At 73.7% G+C, this 15,998-nt stretch carries 8 protein-coding genes; 3 read left to right on the top strand and 5 right to left on the bottom strand.

Translation table 11 applies throughout. From position 1 onward, the window contains the following. Positions 1 to 65 precede the first annotated feature (65 nt). Positions 66 to 1,325 (top strand): hypothetical protein, encoded by a 1,260-nt coding sequence (locus WHN02_RS16960; protein WP_434739721.1) that lies wholly within the window; start codon positions 66 to 68, stop codon positions 1,323 to 1,325. Positions 1,326 to 1,387: 62 nt separating this feature from the next. Here WHN02_RS16960 and WHN02_RS16965 read toward each other — a convergent pair whose 3' ends face one another. The 3 genes from WHN02_RS16965 to WHN02_RS16975 form a co-directional block, all read right to left on the bottom strand. Then, positions 1,388 to 2,191, bottom strand: coding sequence for an ABC transporter permease (locus WHN02_RS16965; RefSeq protein ID WP_350895539.1), 804 nt, complete (start codon positions 2,189 to 2,191; stop codon positions 1,388 to 1,390). Next, a complete protein-coding gene (locus WHN02_RS16970; protein WP_434739722.1) occupies positions 2,188 to 3,165 on the bottom strand; it encodes an ATP-binding cassette domain-containing protein in 978 nt (325 codons plus the stop codon). The genes WHN02_RS16965 and WHN02_RS16970 overlap by 4 nt, the downstream gene beginning before the upstream one ends. 75 nt (positions 3,166 to 3,240) lie before the next feature. Next, the gene (locus WHN02_RS16975; protein ID WP_434739723.1) at positions 3,241 to 4,479 is read right to left on the bottom strand and encodes a cytochrome P450 family protein; all 1,239 of its coding nucleotides are present in this window, start codon (positions 4,477 to 4,479) and stop codon (positions 3,241 to 3,243) included. Positions 4,480 to 4,683: 204 nt separating this feature from the next. On the opposite strand from WHN02_RS16975, the gene bioA reads away from it, so the two are divergent. Beyond that, positions 4,684 to 6,039, top strand: coding sequence for an adenosylmethionine--8-amino-7-oxononanoate transaminase (gene bioA, locus WHN02_RS16980; protein ID WP_434739724.1), 1,356 nt, complete (start codon positions 4,684 to 4,686; stop codon positions 6,037 to 6,039). Positions 6,040 to 6,214: 175 nt separating this feature from the next. Here the strand turns inward: bioA and WHN02_RS16985 are convergent, their stop codons facing one another. After that, positions 6,215 to 6,952, bottom strand: a complete 738-nt coding sequence (locus tag WHN02_RS16985; protein ID WP_434739725.1) for a thioesterase II family protein — start codon at positions 6,950 to 6,952, stop codon at positions 6,215 to 6,217. After that, the gene (locus tag WHN02_RS16990) at positions 6,949 to 13,542 is read right to left on the bottom strand and encodes an amino acid adenylation domain-containing protein (RefSeq protein WP_434739726.1); all 6,594 of its coding nucleotides are present in this window, start codon (positions 13,540 to 13,542) and stop codon (positions 6,949 to 6,951) included. The genes WHN02_RS16985 and WHN02_RS16990 overlap by 4 nt, the downstream gene beginning before the upstream one ends. A gap of 110 nt (positions 13,543 to 13,652) precedes the next feature. On the opposite strand from WHN02_RS16990, the gene fabD reads away from it, so the two are divergent. Beyond that, positions 13,653 to 15,935 carry an ACP S-malonyltransferase gene (fabD, locus tag WHN02_RS16995; RefSeq protein ID WP_434739727.1) on the top strand — a complete coding sequence of 761 codons (2,283 nt, stop codon included), beginning with the start codon at positions 13,653 to 13,655 and terminating at the stop codon, positions 15,933 to 15,935. The last annotated feature ends 63 nt before the right edge of the window (positions 15,936 to 15,998 follow it).

Below are 15,998 nucleotides of genomic sequence, written 5' to 3' on the forward strand. Positions count from 1 at the left end.
ACCGGGGGTGGGGGGCAGCCCCCCGCCCCCGGTTCCCCGTCGTACCTCGGCAAGGAGGTCCCCAGGTGAGCCGGTTCCCCTTCGACGCGCCGGTCACGGTCCACCCCTTCACCGCCCGCCGCGACGGCGACGAGGCCGTCGTCGGCGACGCCCGACACCAGACGTTCCTGGCCATCCCGGTCGATGCGCTCGACCTCCTGGAGTGGCTCGCCGCGGGTGTCACCCTCGGCGAGGCCGTCCGCCGGTACGAGGAGCGCCACGGCGACACCCCCGAGGTGGAGCCGTTCCTCGACACCCTGGCCGGTGAGGGTTTCGTCGCCCCCGCCGGTGGCGCCCCGGCCCCGCCGCAGCCGCCGTCGCCGCCCCCACCCGGGCGGGTGTGGAACCTCGACCGGCTCTCCCCGGCGACAGCCCGCCGGCTGCTGGGGGTCCCGGTCCTGGCCGGATGCGGTGCCCTGGTCGTGGTGGCGGTGGTCCTCGCCGCCGGTGAGCCGACGGTCCTGCCCGGCCCGTCCAGCCTGGCCTTCGAGACGAACTTCTCCGCCTACCTGTGGACGGTGATGGCGATCGCCGCGGTGGGGCTGTTCGGCCACGAGCTGGCCCACGTGGTGGGCGCCCGGGCCGCCGGTGTCCAGGCCCGGATCCGGGTCGGCAACCAGATGTACGCCATCGTCGTGCAGACGGAGATGTCCGGGATCTGGTTGGTCCCCAGACGACAGCGGTACCTCGCCCTGCTGGCCGGGATGATCGTGGACCTGACCGGGGCCGCCGTCCTGGTGATCCTGCTGTGGCTGGACCGGGTGGGGCTCGTCGGATATCCCGAGCCGGTCCGGATCGTCCTGTCCGCCGTCCTGTTCACCCACTTCATCCGGCTGCTGTGGCAGACGTTCGTGTTCCTGCGGACCGACCTGTACTACGTGGCGGTGACCGCGTTGGGCACCCGCAGCCTGATGGCCGACACCGACGCGTACCTGCGGAACGTGGTCCGTCGGGTCCTGCGTCGCCGGCTCGTCGACACCTCCGGCGTCGGTCCCCGGGAGATGCGGGCGGTCCGGCTCTTCTCGGTGGTCTGGCTCGCCGGCCGGATCCTCGCCCTGGTCGTCCTCGTCACCGCGACCGTCCCGCTGCTGGTCTACTACGCCGGTCGGGTCCTCTCCCTGGTCCGGGGTGAGCCCGTGACCGGCACCTTCACCTGGGTCGACGTCCTGTCCATCGCGGCGTTCGTCTTCGTCGTCGAGGGCGGCGGGGTGGTGATGTGGGTCCGTTCCCTGCTGCGGGCCCGGCGGGCCCGTCGGCAGGCCCCCGACCGGGTCCTCGTCGAGTAGGACACCGGCGGACGTGCGACGGCCTCCGGGAGCGTCCCGGGGGCCGTCGACAGTCGGTACCGTTACCGGCCCACCGCCCGGCGGTACTGCCGGATCGCCAGCGGTACGGCGATCACCAGGATCAGTCCGACCCACAGCAGTGAGGCGGCCACCGGGTGCTGCATCGGCCAGACGTCCGGGCGGGCCGCCGCCGGGCCGACGATCCCGAACTGGTCCCGCAGCGCCTGCACCACCGCCGACACCGGGTTCCACTGGGCGACCGCCCCGAGGACCGTCGGCATCGAGTCGATCGGGACGTAGGCGTTGGAGAGGAACCCCAGGGGGATGGCCACTGTGAAGCCGGTGCTGCTCACCACCTCGGGGACCGGGGCGGCCAACCCGACCAGGGCCATCAGCCAGGACAGCGCGTAGGCGAAGGCGAGCAGGACCGCGAACCCGACCAGGGCGTCCAGGAACGACGACCGGACCCGCCACCCGACGACGAGGCCGAGCAGGGCGGTCACCGAGATGACCACCGCGTTGTTCACCACGTCGCTGGTGGTCCGTCCGACGAGCACCGCCGACCGGGAGATCGGCATGGACATCAACCTGTCGACGATGCCGTTGCGCACGTCGGAGGCGATCGCCGTACCGGTGTTCACCGCCCCGAACAGGACCGCCTGGACGAAGATGCCGTTGAGGAGGAACTCCCGGTACGACACCCCGGGAAGGTCGATCGCCCCGCCGATGACGAACCCGAACAGCAGGGTCATCATCGCCGGTGCCACGGCCGAGTTCACCAGCAGGTCCGGCACCCGCATGATCATGCGCAGGTTCCGGCGGGCGATGACCACGCCCTCGCCGAACGCCGTCACGACACTGCTCATCGGACTCCCTCCGGGGACTGCGCCGCCTCGGGGGCGGGGGTGGGGCGGTCGGTGAGGGCGAGGAAGACGTCGTCGAGGGTCGGTCGGCGCAGTGCCACGTCGAGCACCCCGACGCCCGCCTCCCGCAACCGTCTGGTGCTCACCAGGAGGGTCTCCACCCCGTCGTCGACCGGGACGCCGAGGACCCCGGCGGCGTCGTTGACGACGACCGGTCCGGTGCCCACGGTCGCCAGGACCGACCGGGCCGTCTCCAGGTCCGCCGCCGGGTCGACGGTGACCTCCAGCCGTTCCCCGGAGACCTGGCCCTTGAGCTCGTTGGGGGTGCCCCGGGCGATGACCCGCCCGTGGTCGACGACGACGATCTGGTGGGCCAGCCGGTCGGCCTCCTCCAGGTACTGGGTGGTCAGCAGCAGGGTGGTCCCGCCGGAGACCAGGTCGCCGATGGTGTCCCACAGGGCGGCCCGACTGCGGGTGTCCAGGCCGGTGGTCGGTTCGTCGAGGAAGAGCACCGACGGGGCGACGATCAGGGAGGCGGCCAGGTCCAGCCGGCGCCGCATCCCCCCGGAGTAGTCCTTGGTCCGCCGTCTGCCGGCCTCCACCAGGTCGAAGTCGTGCAGCAACTCGTCGGCGCGTTCCCGGCTGCGCCGTCGACCCAGGTGCAGGAGCTGCCCGAGCATCTCCAGGTTCTCGAAGCCGGTCAGGTTCTCGTCCACGGCGGCGTGCTGACCGGCCAGGCTGATCCGGCGGCGGACCTCGGCGGCCCGGGTCACCACGTCCAGCCCGTCCACCTCGGCCCGGCCGCCGTCGGGGGTCAACAGGGTGGTCAGCAGGCGTACGGCGGTGCTCTTGCCCGCCCCGTTCGGCCCGAGCAGCCCGGTCACGGTGCCCCGGGGCACCCTGAGGTCGAGCCCGTCCAACGCGGTGACCGCGCCGAACTTCTTACACAGGCCCTCGGCGACGATCGCGTCGGCCACAGGCGTTCCTCCTCGACGGATCGGAGCGCCGCCCGGCCGCGCCACTCCGGGACGGCCGGGTCGACGCCGAAGTGGTCAGAACCGCACGGACAGCGAGCTGAGTCCGCGCAGGGTCAACCCGGGACGCCAGGCGGCGTCGACGGGTTCGGTCGCCGGACGCAGCTGCGGCATCCGGGCGAGCAGGGTGGTGAGGGCGATCTGTCCCTCCACTCGGGCCAGCGGGGCACCGAGACACATGTGGGCTCCCCGGCCGAAGGCCAGGTGCCGGTTGCCCGACCGTTGGATGTCGAGCCGGTCGGGGTCGGTGAAGCGGGCCGGGTCACGGTCGGCGGCGGCGAGTACGGCGATGATCATCTCGCCCCGGGCGATCGGCTGTCCGGCGATCTCGGTGTCCTCGGCGGCGAACCGGGGAAAGCTGATCTCGATGGGGCCGTGGAACCGGAGCATCTCCTCGACGGCGGAGGGGGCCAGGCCCGGGTCCGCCCTGAGCAGCTCCAACTGTTCGGGATTGCGGAACAGGGCGAGGACCATGTTGCCGATCAGGTGTTGGGTGGTGCCGAGCCCGCCGACCACCAGCAGGGCCACCATCTTGAGGAGTTCCTCGTCGGTCATCCGCTCGCCGTCGGCCTCGGCCAGGGTCATCCGTGAGATCAGGTCGTCGCCCGGGTCGGCCCGCTTGGCCACGATCAGGGCGTCGAGGTAGCCGACGAACTTCTCGATCTCCGCCATCACGTCCATCGGGCTCATCCCGGCCGGGGCGGACTGCGCCGAGGTCGGGTCGAGCGAGAGCAGCAGCTCCGACCAGAGCCGGAACCGGTTGCGGTCGTCGCGGGGGATGCCCAGCATGTCGGACATCACGGTCAGGGGCAGCGGTACCGCGAAGTCCTCGACCAGGTCGAAGGTGTGGTCCGGGCGGGCCAGCAGTCCGTCGACGAGCTGGTCGGTGATGGCCTGGACGCCGGGGCGCAGCGTCTCCACGTACTGCGGGGTGAACGCCGCCTGGACGAGCCGGCGCTGCCGGGTGTGGTCCGGCGGGTCCATGCTTCCCATGCTCCCGCCGAGGAGCCGGACGACTGCCTCCGGCAGGGCCGGGGCGGCACCGTCCCCGCCCGAGGCCGGCGGGCTGGTCCGGAACCGCTGGTAGTCGGTGAGGAACCCGACCGACTCCTCGTATCCGGTGACCAGCCAGACGTCCTGACCGGTGGGCATCCGGACCCGGGCGACCGGGGCGCTCTCCCGGAGCGCGGCGTACGCCTGGTACGCCGACTCCCGCGACTGGGCCGAGGTCAGATCGAGGTCGTGCGAGATCGTCACGGGGGCGTCCCCTTCCGTTGCACCGATGGCGGCTCGGGGGCGTCCCGGCCGCACTGGTTGAGCATTCCCACCGCCCGCGACCACCTCTGCTCAGAGTTGAGCAGGCGGGGTTCTGCGCAGAACTGCGCAGACGACGTCCTGGTGGATCCGGTGATACTGCGGCGTCCCGACCCGGTTCCCCCAAGCCGATGGAGCGCCGAACGCATGGACGTAGACCTGACCGAGACCGAACGGCTACGGACGCTGGACCAGCAGCACGTGTGGCATCCGTACACCCCGACCGACGCGTACCTGAAGGCCAAGCCCCTGGTGATCGAACGAGGGGAGGGGGTCTACCTGTACGACAGCGACGGCAACAAGTATCTCGACGGTGGCTCCTCCCTGGGCGTCAACATCCACGGCCACCAACGTCCGGAACTCAACGAGGCCCTTGCCGCCCAGGCCGCCCGGATCGCCCACACCACCCTCTACGGGATGACCCACCCCGGGGCCGCCCAGCTCGCCGAACGGCTGGTCAAGCTGGCCCCCGAGGGTATCGACCGGGTCCTGTTCCTGGAGAGCGGTTCCAGTGCCGTCGAGACGGCGATGAAGATGGCCTTCTCGTACTGGGTGTTCAAGGGCGAGCCGCAGCGCAACAAGTTCGTGTCGATGACCGGGGCCTTCCACGGCGACACCACCGGAGCGCTCTCGGTCGGCCAGATGACCATCCTGAAGAACTTCTACCAACCGCTGCTGCGTCCCACCAGCGCCTTCGCCCAGCCGTACTGCTACCGGTGCACCCTCTGCACCGACAACTGCACCCTGGCCTGCGCCGACACCCTGGAGGAGGTCCTCGAACGGGAGGGGTCGGAGATCGCGGCCGTCCTCGTCGAACCCCGGGTGCAGAACGTCAGCGGGATGGTCGTGGCCCGCGACGGGCACCTCGCCCGGGTCGCCGAGATCGCCCGCCGGCACGGGGTCCTGCTCATCGCCGACGAGCTGGGAACCGGGTTCGGGCGGACCGGCCCGATGTTCGCCTGCGAGGCCGACGGGGTCAGCCCGGACATCCTCTGCGTCGGCAAGGGCCTCACCGGCGGGTACCTCCCGCTGGCCGCGACGATGGCCTCCGCCGACGTCTTCGACGCCTTCCGGGGCGACGGGAAGATGCTGCTGTCCGGGCACACCTTCTCCGGGAACCCGCTGGCGGTGGCGGTGGCGCTGGCCAGTCTCGACCTGTTCGAGAAGGACGACGTGATCCGGCACGGGCAGTCCCTCGGGGTCGTCCTCACCGAGGAGCTGGACCGGTTCCGGGAGGTGCCGCACCTCGGCGACATCCGCCAGTGCGGGATGCTCGCCGCCATCGAACTGGTCCAGGACCAGCAGACCCGGGAGCCGTTCCCGTGGGACCTGGGGGTCGCCGTCCGGATCACCGACCGGTGCCGGGAGCTGGGCCTGATCATCCACTCGGCGCCCAGCGACACCATCGTCATCGTTCCCCCGCTGGCGATGACCGAGGCGCAGCTGCGGGAGATGATGGGCATCCTCCTGCAGGCCACCAAGGAGGTCGTCGCGTCCCTGTGACGTCGGCGGTGCGGGCCGGTCGGACGACGCGTGGCGTCCGACCGGCCCGTCGGCGTGCGCCGGGGTCCGCGTCGACCGGCCTCGGCCTCGACCTCGGTCGTGCCGCCCGACCGCGTCGACCGGCCCGACCGCGTCGACCGGCCCCGACCCCGGCCTCGGCCTCTGGGCGGTCAGGTCAGGACCGGACCGGCAGGTCCGCGCGGAGGGCGTCGGCCACCTCGGGCGGCGGGCCGGCCAGGTAGAAGTGTCCACCCGGGAAGACCCGGAGCCGGTACGGTCCGGTGGTCACCTGCGCCCACGCCCGCATCTCGGTCACCTCCACCTCCGGGTCGGTGCTCCCGGTGAGGGCGGACACCGGGCAGGTCAGCGGCGGCCCGGGCAACGGCTGGTAGGTCTCGTTGACCGTGAAGTCGGCCCGCAGACCGGGCAGGAACACCCCCATCAGGTCCGGCTGTCGCAGGATCTCCGGCGGGGTGCCGCCGAGGGCGGCGACGGCCGGGAGGAACTCGTCGCGGGGCAACTCGTGCCGGGGTGCCCGTCGAGCGGGCAGGTGGGGGGCGCGGCGGCCGGAGACGAACAGCCGGGACGGCTCCCGCCAGGTCAGGGAGAGCCGGCGGGCCACCTCGTACGCCACCACCGCCCCCATGCTGTGTCCGAGGATCGCGTACGGCCGGTCGGCGTGGTCCCGGATCGCCTGGGCCAGTGGGGCGACGATCTGGTCCACGGTGGTCATCGGACGTTCCCGTACCCGTGACTCCCGTCCGGGCAGGACGACCGGGCAGAGGCCGACGTCGGGTGCCAGGGCGGCCCGCCAGGGTCGGAAGAACGCCGCACCACCCCCGGCGTGGGGGACGCAGTACAGCAGCGTCGGGGCGTCGTCCACCACCGGTTCCTTGATCCACGGACTGGTCATGTCTGCTCCTCCGCAGCGCGTACCACGACGTGCCCCACCGAGCCTGTCGCTCCCAGGGCGTTGACCAGGGCCCGCCGGGGGGCGTCCGGCCACGGCTCGGGTCGGTCGACGAACCGGACCCCCGTCGCGTCGAGGTCGACCAGGGCGGCGGAGGGCTCCGCGAGCAGGGTCGGGGCGAGCCGACCGTGCCGCAGTTGCAGGAGGACCTTGGTGAGCTGGGCCAGCCCCGAGGCCGCCTCGGCGTGTCCGAGGTTGGGTTTGAGGGTTCCGGCGGCGACCCGTCCGGCCCCGTCGACGAGGGCGGTGACCGCCTCGACCTCGGCCGCGTCGGAGAGGGCCGCCCCGGCCGCCGCGCACTCCACGTATCCCAGGTCGGCCGGGGTCACCCCGGCCCGGCGGACCGCCTCGCGCAGGGAGTCGGCCAACGCGTTCACGTCCGGGACCCCGTACCGGGTGGTGCCGCCGAGGTGACCCACCCAGGTGCTCTCCACCACCCCGTGGATCCGGTCCCGGTCGCCACGGGCGTCGCCGAGCCGACGCAGGAGCACCGCCCCGACCCCCTCACCGACCGGCCAGCCACCCGAGGTCACGTCCAAGGCCCGGGGCGGGGTCTCGGCGATCAGGTCGAGTCGGCGCAGGAGGGCCGCGTGGTAGGGGTGCAGGAGCAGGTTGGACGCCGCCACGACGGCCGCGTCGCACTCGCCCCGCCGCAGGCTCTGCACCGCCAGGTGCAGGGCGGTCAGGGAGGACGAACAGGAGGTGTCCACGGCCAGGCTCGGCCCGCGGAGGTCGAACACGTGCGACACCCGGTTGGCGACCTCCGATCCGGTGCCGGAGATCCGGGCGGTCCCGTCGGCGCGCCACCTGTCGGTGCCGACCAGCCGGTGGTCGTGCCACATGAGACCGACGAACACGCCGACCCGCCCCAGGGAACGGCTGGTGTGCCCGGCGTCCTCCAGACAGGTCCAGACCACCTGCAACAGCAGCCGCAGCTGCGGGTCGAGGCCGGCGGCCTCGGCCGGGGCGATCCCGAACAGGTCGTTGTCGAAGGTGTCGACGTCGGTGAGCCACCCGCCGACCGGCCCGTCGGGACGCCCGGCGGGCGCCGGGCCGACGGCGCTGCGCCCGGTCCGCAGGTTCTCCCAGAGACGGTCGACGTCGTCGGCGCCCGGGTACCGCCCGGCCATCCCCACCACGGCGACCTCACCGGCGTCCACCGGGAACGGAGGCTGGAACCTGTCGTCGGGGGCCTCGTGGTCCACCGCCCCGCCGAGCAGCGCCTGGAGGAACAGGTGCCCGTCGTCGAGGCGCAGGGCGTCGCGCAGCGGACCGCCGGCCACCCCGCCGACCGGACACAGCCCCACCCCCCGGGCCGCCTGCCCGCTGGACAGGAGCTGGCTCAGGTGCCCGGCCTCCAGGGCCAGGTACCGGTCGGCGTCCTTGCCGTACAGGGGGGCGACCGCCCGGGTCTGCCCGACCAGGTAGATCCCGAAGGCGGACCTGTCGAAGATCGGCCGGTTGTAGCCGAAGTGGGCGGTCCGGTCCAGGTCGGCGGCGTCGCCGATGCGCCGGAGCCGGTTCTCCTCCGGGTGGTGGTAGTACACCCCGGCGGCCAGGCCGGTGACCCGGTCCCCGGGGACGTGCAGGTAGACCTGGACCCCGTAGGTGTCCCCGGCGGAGGGGTACAGTCGCCGCCCGTCGTCGTCGGGGCGGAGCAGGGCCAGCAGCGACGCCACCGAGGCCAGTGATACCGGCCGGTCGAGGAGGTCCCGGCGGGAGGACCGCCATCGGTACCACAGGTGGTCCACCCGCAGGTCGGGTAGTTCGACCGGGGTCCCCTCCTCCCGCAGGTGCCGTCGCCGGGCGGCGAACTCGGCCCGTTCGGTGGGGGAGAGCAGGTCCACCACCTCGTCGGCCGCCGGGTCGGCGACCCCCGCCCCGTCGTCCCCGGGGACCCTCGACCCGTCGTCCCCGGTGGTGGCACGACCCGGGGCGGAGGCCGCCGACGCGGGGAAGGCGGGGGAGGCTGCGGAGGCGGGGGACGCGGGGGAGGCCCCGGAGACGTGGGCGACGATGCCGTCCACCGTCGGGTTGTCGAGCAGCACCGCCACCGGGATCCGGGTGCCCAGCCGCTCCAGGAGCCGGGCGGAGACCTGCACCATCGTGAACGAGGTGGCCCCCTGGTCCCACAGGTCCCCGGCCGGGTCGACGGACTCGCCGAGCAGGTCGGCGAAGAGGCCGGTGACCATCTCCCGCAGCGCCCCGTCGACGTCCGGCCCGGAGGCCGTCGGGGCGGTCAGCGGCCAGGGCAGGGCGTCCCGGTCCAGCTTGCCGTTGGCCGTCGCCGGGAACCGGTCCAGGACCGCCACGTGGTTGGGCACCATGTAGTCGGGAAGGGCTTCGGCGGCGTACGCCCGCAGGTCCCGGACCGCCGGGGTGGACCCCGGCGACGGCAGGACGTACGCGACGATCTTGCGTTCCCCGCCCTCCTCCCGTGGCAGCACCACGACGTCCTTGACCTGCGGATGGGTCCGGAGCCGGTGCTCGATCTCGCCCGGCTCCACCCGGAACCCCCGGATCTTGACCTGGTGGTCGGCGCGGCCGAGGAAGCAGATGTTGCCGTCGGGAAGGAAACTGGCCCGGTCCCCGGTCCGGTACATCCGGTCCCCGGGTGGCCCGAACGGGCACGGGACGAACCGGTCCTCGGTCAGGGCCGGCTGGTTGCGGTAGCCGAGGGCCAGGACCTCCCCGGCGATGTACAGGTCACCCGCCGCACCCACCGGGCAGGGCCGCCGGTCGGCGTCCAGGACGTAGTACCTGGCGTTGTCGATCGGGCGGCCGTACGGGATGCTGTGCCACTGCGGGTCGACCGCCTCGACCCGGAACCAGTTCGACCAGACAGTCGCCTCGGTGGCCCCGCCGAGGCTGACCACCTCCGCCCGTCGGAAGCAGGCCCGCAGTTCGTCCGGGAGCCCCAACGGGGTGTAGTCACCACTGAGGAAGACCAGCCGCAGGTCGTCGGTGCCGGGTCGACCCCGGTGGGCGGCGGTCAGCGGCACCACGTGGGCAAGGGTGGTGGGGGCCGAGTTCCAGAACGTGATCGGCTCGTCGATCAGGACGTCCAGCAGGAGCGCCGGGTCCCGTTGCTGGTCGGCGTCGGCGACGTAGACCGACGCGCCGACGCCGAGCAGCCCCAGGAGGTCGAAGACCGACAGGTCGAACCCGAGGGAGGTGACGCAGAGCCCGACGTCGGTGGGGCCGAACCGGAACGTCCGGCGGGCCCAGTGCAGCAGGTTGTGCACCGACCGGTGGGCCACCTCCACCCCCTTGGGGCGTCCGGTGCTGCCGGAGGTGAAGATGACGTAGGCGGTGGCGTCGGCGTCGACCAGCGGCTCCGGGTCGGCGAGGACGGCGTCGCCGAGGCGGTCGGCGTACACGGTGGGCACCGGATCGGCGGCCGGACCGGCGTCGGCGACGGTGACCAGGGCGACGGCCCCCGCGTCGGCGAGCATCACCGCCACCCGGGGGGCCGGCGTGGCGGGCTCCACCGGCAGGTACGCCCCACCGGCCTTGAGGACCCCGAAGACCGCCGCCACCATCGTCGGCCCCCGGGGGACCCGGATCGCCACGACGGACCCGGCCGCGACCCCCCGCTCCCGCAGGCCGGCCGCGATCCGGTTCGCGGCGGCGTTGACCTCCCGGTACGAGGCCGTCCCGCCCCGCCACCGCACCGCCACCGCGTCCGGTCGGAGCTGGACCTGTTCCTCGAAGAGCAGGTGGACCGGCCCGTCGTGCGGGAAGTCGACAGCCGTGTCGTTCCAGTCGTGGACGATCCGACGCAGGTCCTGTGGGAGGGCACCGGAGGCCTCCGCCGCGTCGACCACTGTCGGTGAGGTCGACCAGGCGTCCTCCTCCCCGGTGAGCCGGGCCAACCCGCTGCGGTACGCCTCGAAGACCCCCGCCAGGGCGGGGCCGGGAAACGCCCCCCGGGTCGCGTCCCAGTAGACACCCAGCTCGTCGCCCTCGTCGATGGCGATGCAGTCCAGCCCGACGTCGGGGGTGCAGGTCGCCCAGGCCGCCGCCCGTACCCCGGCCGGAAGCGGGGCGTCGGCGAAGTCCAGCAGGCCGGTGCAGACCACCGGATACCCGCCGCCGCGCCGCAGGACCAGCCGACGCAGCTCACTGAGCCCGTTCACCGCGTCGGCCTCCGCGTCGGCGGCCAGGAGTTCGTCGTACCGGCGGGCCGCGTCCCGGACCGAGGTGCCCGGCGCGGCGCGGGGGATCCAGCTCAGCGCGGTCAGTTCCGCCGGGCGCAGCGGTTCCGTCTGCGGGGTCCACCGCACCAGCGGCACCGCGAAGTCCCCCTCGACGTGGGTCCCGAGCGCCTCGGTGAGCACGGCGAGGATCACCGCGTCCAGGCTCAGCCCCAGGTCCCGCGCCCGGGACCGGCATCTGTCCCACCCGGTGATCCGGGCGGTCAACCGGTCCCGGGGACCCTCGGTGGTGGCGACGGCCGGGCCGGGCGGCAGGTCGGCCAGGCGTTCCCGCCAGTACCGGCGGGCTGCGGTCACCGACAGGGTCGTCGAGGCACCGTCGGGTGGTGGGGGCGCGCCGACCCGTGGGGTCGCGTCGGGGTCCGCGTACCGGCGCAGCAGGTCCCGCATCATCAGGTGGATGCTGCGGCCGTCGGCCACCAGCAGGTCGAACGCCACGTGGACGGTCGCCGCCCCCGCCGGGTCCACTGTCACCCGCAGCTCACCCTGGGGCAGCCGACCCAACGGGTACGCCCGTCCCGCCATCTCCGTGGTCACCGGATCGGCGGGCACCCCGGTGGTGACCGGGACGTACCAGCCGTCCGGGACCGTCTCGTGGACCACGAGGGTCCCGTCGTGGGTGACGGCGGTCCGCAGCGGTTCGTGCGCGGCCGTCAGGTCGAGCCAGGCCCGTTCCAGCCGGGGCAGGTCCACGGTGTCGACGCGGAACCCGTGGCTGACCTGACATCCGCTCCACGGCCCCGTCCCGGTGGTGGCCCGGGCGACGAAGTAGGCCTGTTGCAGGTCGTTGAGGGGACGGGGGGCGGAGGTCGTCGACCCGATCCACCGGAGGGTGTTGACGAACCAGGCGAACACGGCGGCGACGACCCCGGGGGCGTACGCCTCCTCCCGGACGTCCCACCGGACCCGTACCCCGCCGGCGTGCGGCACGAGCTGGGCGTCCAAGGTGACCCCTGTGGTCCGGCTGGTGGCGTGGGCGCCCTCGGCGTGGCCCTGCCCGGCGTCGAGGAGGCTGGTGAAGACCACCGGGAGGGCGGACGGGACCCGTACCCCCCGCGCCCGCAGCTCCCGCAGGACCGCGACGCCGGGGACGTCGGCGTGGTCGAGGTCCCGGCGCAGGGTGTCGTGGACGGCCCGGGCCGCCCGGTCCAGGGGCACCCCGGCGGTGGGCTCGGCCACGAAGACGGCGGTGGCGGTGAAGGGGCCGACCACGTCGGCGGCTGCGGCCGGCAACGACAGTCGGCTCGTGGTGGTCAGGACCAGTGTGAACGCCTCGTCGGCACCGGCCCGCCGGAGGGCCTCGACGAACAACGTCAGGGCCAGGGCGGTGGGGGAGACCCCGACGGCGGCGGCGAACCCGGTGGCGGCGGACCACTCCCGGGGGGTGAGGACGGCCGTCCGGGGGACTGTCGTGGCGGCCCCGACCGCCGGGTCCCCCGGGGGCAGGGCCGGGCCGGGTGGGACCTCCGGCAGGCGGGCGACCCAGTGGTCCAGCCCCGCCCGGTAGCCGGCCCCGGACCGGTGGTCGGCGAGCGCCCGACCGAGGTCGGCCACTGTGACCGCCGACGGTGCGATCACGTGTCCGGGGTCGTCGTACACCGCCCAGAGCTGCCCGACCAGCAGGTCCAGCCCGACACCGTCGACGACCAGGGCGTCGATGCTCAGGTGCAGGATCCCCGACCCGTCGGCCAGCCGGGTCACCGCCACCGTCCAGAGCCGGTCGTCGTCGGGGCCGTACGTCCGGTCGACGAGCAGTCGACGGGTCGCTGCGGCGTCCCCGCCCACCGGCATGTCCCAGGACGGCGGCTCCTCGGCGACCCGTTGGCGACCGTCGGTGGTCACCGTCAACCGGAGCGCGTCGTGCCGGTCGACGAGTCGCCCCCAGGCGGCCCGGAGCCGGGAGACGTCCAGGTCGGTGACGGTGAACTCCCGGTAGATGTGGCATCCCACGCCGTCCGGGTCGGTGCTCTTGCCCAGCAGGTACGCCTCCTGCAGGGCGGTGAGCGGGAACGGTTCGTACCGTCGGTGGGGTTCGGGGCGGACCACAGGTCGCAGCCCCCCGGATCCGGGGTCGGTGCCGGAGACGGCCAGGTGGGCGACGGCCCGGGGGTCGGCGCACCGGCGGAGGGCGTCCATCGGCAGGTCCACCCCGAGAGCCGTACTGATCTCCAGCAGGGCTCGGGCTGTGGCCAGTGAGGTGAGGCCCAGCCCGGCCAACGGCGTGTCGGCGGTGACCTCGGTGCCGGGAGGCAGCACGTCGACGAGGACCCGTAGGACCGTCGTGAGGGCGTCGCCGGTACCGGTCTGCTCGTCCATGGTCCTCCCGCTCCCCGACGCTCGTCGGGCGCACCGTACGTCCGCCCGCGATCGGCGGGCTGCTCAACTCTGGGCAGCGGGGTCCCCCGGACCGCCGGACAGTGTCCACCGTGGCGGTCAGACCGAAGTCCGTGTGGGTCTTTCCCGGGCAGGGGGCGCACCGCGTCGGCATGGGCGGCGACCTGTTCGACAGGTTCCCCGAGTGGTGTGCGATCGCCGACCGGGTTCTCGGCGTGCCGGTGGCTGAGATCTGCGCCGGCGAGAGCCACCTGCGGGACACCCGGTTCGCCCAGCCCGCCCTCTTCGTCGTCAACGCCCTCAGTCACCTCGCGCTCGCCGGGGAACCGGAGCCGGACTACCTGGCCGGGCACAGCCTCGGCGAGTACAACGCCCTGGTCGCCGCCGGGTGCCTGGACTTCGAGACGGCCCTGCGGCTGGTCTGCCGCCGGGGTGAGGTGATGGCCGGTGCGCGGGCCGGTGGGATGCTCGCCGTCGTCGGCACCGGCCTCGACCGGATCCCCGACCTGCTCGCGGCTGCCGGCGTCCACGACGTGGACGTGGCCAACGACAACGCCGACGACCAGGTCGTCCTCGCCGGTCCGCACGCCGCACTGACCGCCGCCGAGGACGCCGTACGGGCCGCCGGGGTCGGCCGGTGTGTGCGGCTCACCGTCGCCGGGCCGTTCCACTCCCGACACATGCGACAGGCGGCCCGGGAGTTCGAGTCGGCCCTGACCGGGATCCGGTTCGCCGCCCCCCGGGTGCCCGTCATCTCCAACGTGACCGCCCGCCCCCACGACCCGGCCCTCCTGCCCGACCTGCTGGTGTTGCAGGTGCACCGACCGGTCCGGTGGCGCGAGACGATGCGTCACCTGGTCGACGCCGGGGTCCGGACGGTCCGGGAGGTCGGCCCCGGTCGGGTCCTCACCGGACTGTTCCGCCCCGTCCTGACCGCCGCACCCCCGTGGCTTCCGTCCGGTCCCGCTTCACCCGCGCCTGTCGCGCCCGGTCCCGCCCTGCTCCGGCCGGCACCGTCGGCCGTTGCGCCGACGCCCGCCGACCCCACCGCGCTGGGGTGCCCCCGGTTCCGGGCCGACTACGGGGTGACCTGGGCCTACCTCGCCGGTGCCATGTACCGGGGGATCAGCTCCACCGACCTGGTCGCCCGACTCGGACGGGCCGGTCTCCTCGGGTTCTTCGGGTCCGGCGGTTTCCCCCTGGAGCGGGTCGAGGCGGCCGTACGGTCCCTGACCGGGGACCCCGGTCCGGGCCGGTTCGGGATGAACCTGCTGGCCATGCCGGACAACCCGGCCCTGGAGGCCGCCCTTGCCGACCTCTACGTCCACCACGACGTCAGGTACGTCGAGGCCGCCGGGTACACCTCCGTCACCGCCCCGGTGGTGCGGTTCCGGTTCGCCGGGGCGCACCTCGCCGACGGGACACCGACCGCCGTCCGGCACGTGGTGGCCAAGGTGTCCCGGCCCGAGGTGGCGTCGGCGTTCCTGCGGCCCCCACCGGCGCAGATCCTCGACCACCTGGTGGCCCGGGGTCTGCTCACCCCGCGGGAGGCCGCCGTCGCGGCACGGCTCCCGGTGGCCGGGGACGTCTGCGCCGAGGCCGACTCGGCCGGACACACCGACGCCCGACAGGTGATCACCCTGGTCCCGGACGTCGGTGCGCTCCGGGACGCGGCGATGGCGCGGTACGGCTATCCCAAGCGGATCCGGGTCGGTGCGGCCGGTGGCCTCGGCACCCCCGAGGCGGTCGCGGCGGCCTTCGTCCTCGGGGCCGACTTCGTGGTGACCGGGTCGGTCAACCAGGCCACCCCGCAGGCGGGGACGTCAGACCTGGTCAAGGAGATGCTGGCCGTCGCCGGGGTGCAGGACACCGCGTACGCCCCCGCCGGGGACACCTTCGAGCTGGGCTCCCGGGTGCAGGTGCTGCGCCGGGGCACCCTCTTCGCCGCCCGGGCCAACCAGCTCCTCCAACTCCACCAGCGGTACGGGTCGTGGGAGGAGGTGCCCGAGTCGGTCCGGGCCGCCGTCGAACGGACCACGTTCCGCCGGTCCTTCGCCCAGGTGTGGCAGGAGACCGAACGACACCACGCATCCACCGGCCGGGCCGCGGAGGTGGCCCTCGCCGATCCGCGACGGCGGATGGCCCTGGCGTTCCGGTGGTACTTCGCCCACTCCACCGAGGCCGCCCTGCGCGGTGACCCGGGGGAGCGGGCCAACTTCCAGGTCCACACCGGGCCGGCGGTGGGGGCCTTCAACCGGCTGGTCCGGGACACCCCCCTCGCCGACTGGCGGGAACGGCACGTCGAGGTGGTCGCCGACCTGCTCATGCGGGGTGCCGCCGAGGTGCTGGCCCGGCCACATATCAATGGCCACTAATGAGCAGCCCGGGACGCCGGACCGAAACTACCGTGACCGAGCGTCCACCGATCGGTGACAGCA

Origin of the sequence: Micromonospora sp. SH-82 (assembly GCF_051132485.1) — a bacterium.
Lineage (GTDB): Bacteria > Actinomycetota > Actinomycetes > Mycobacteriales > Micromonosporaceae > Micromonospora.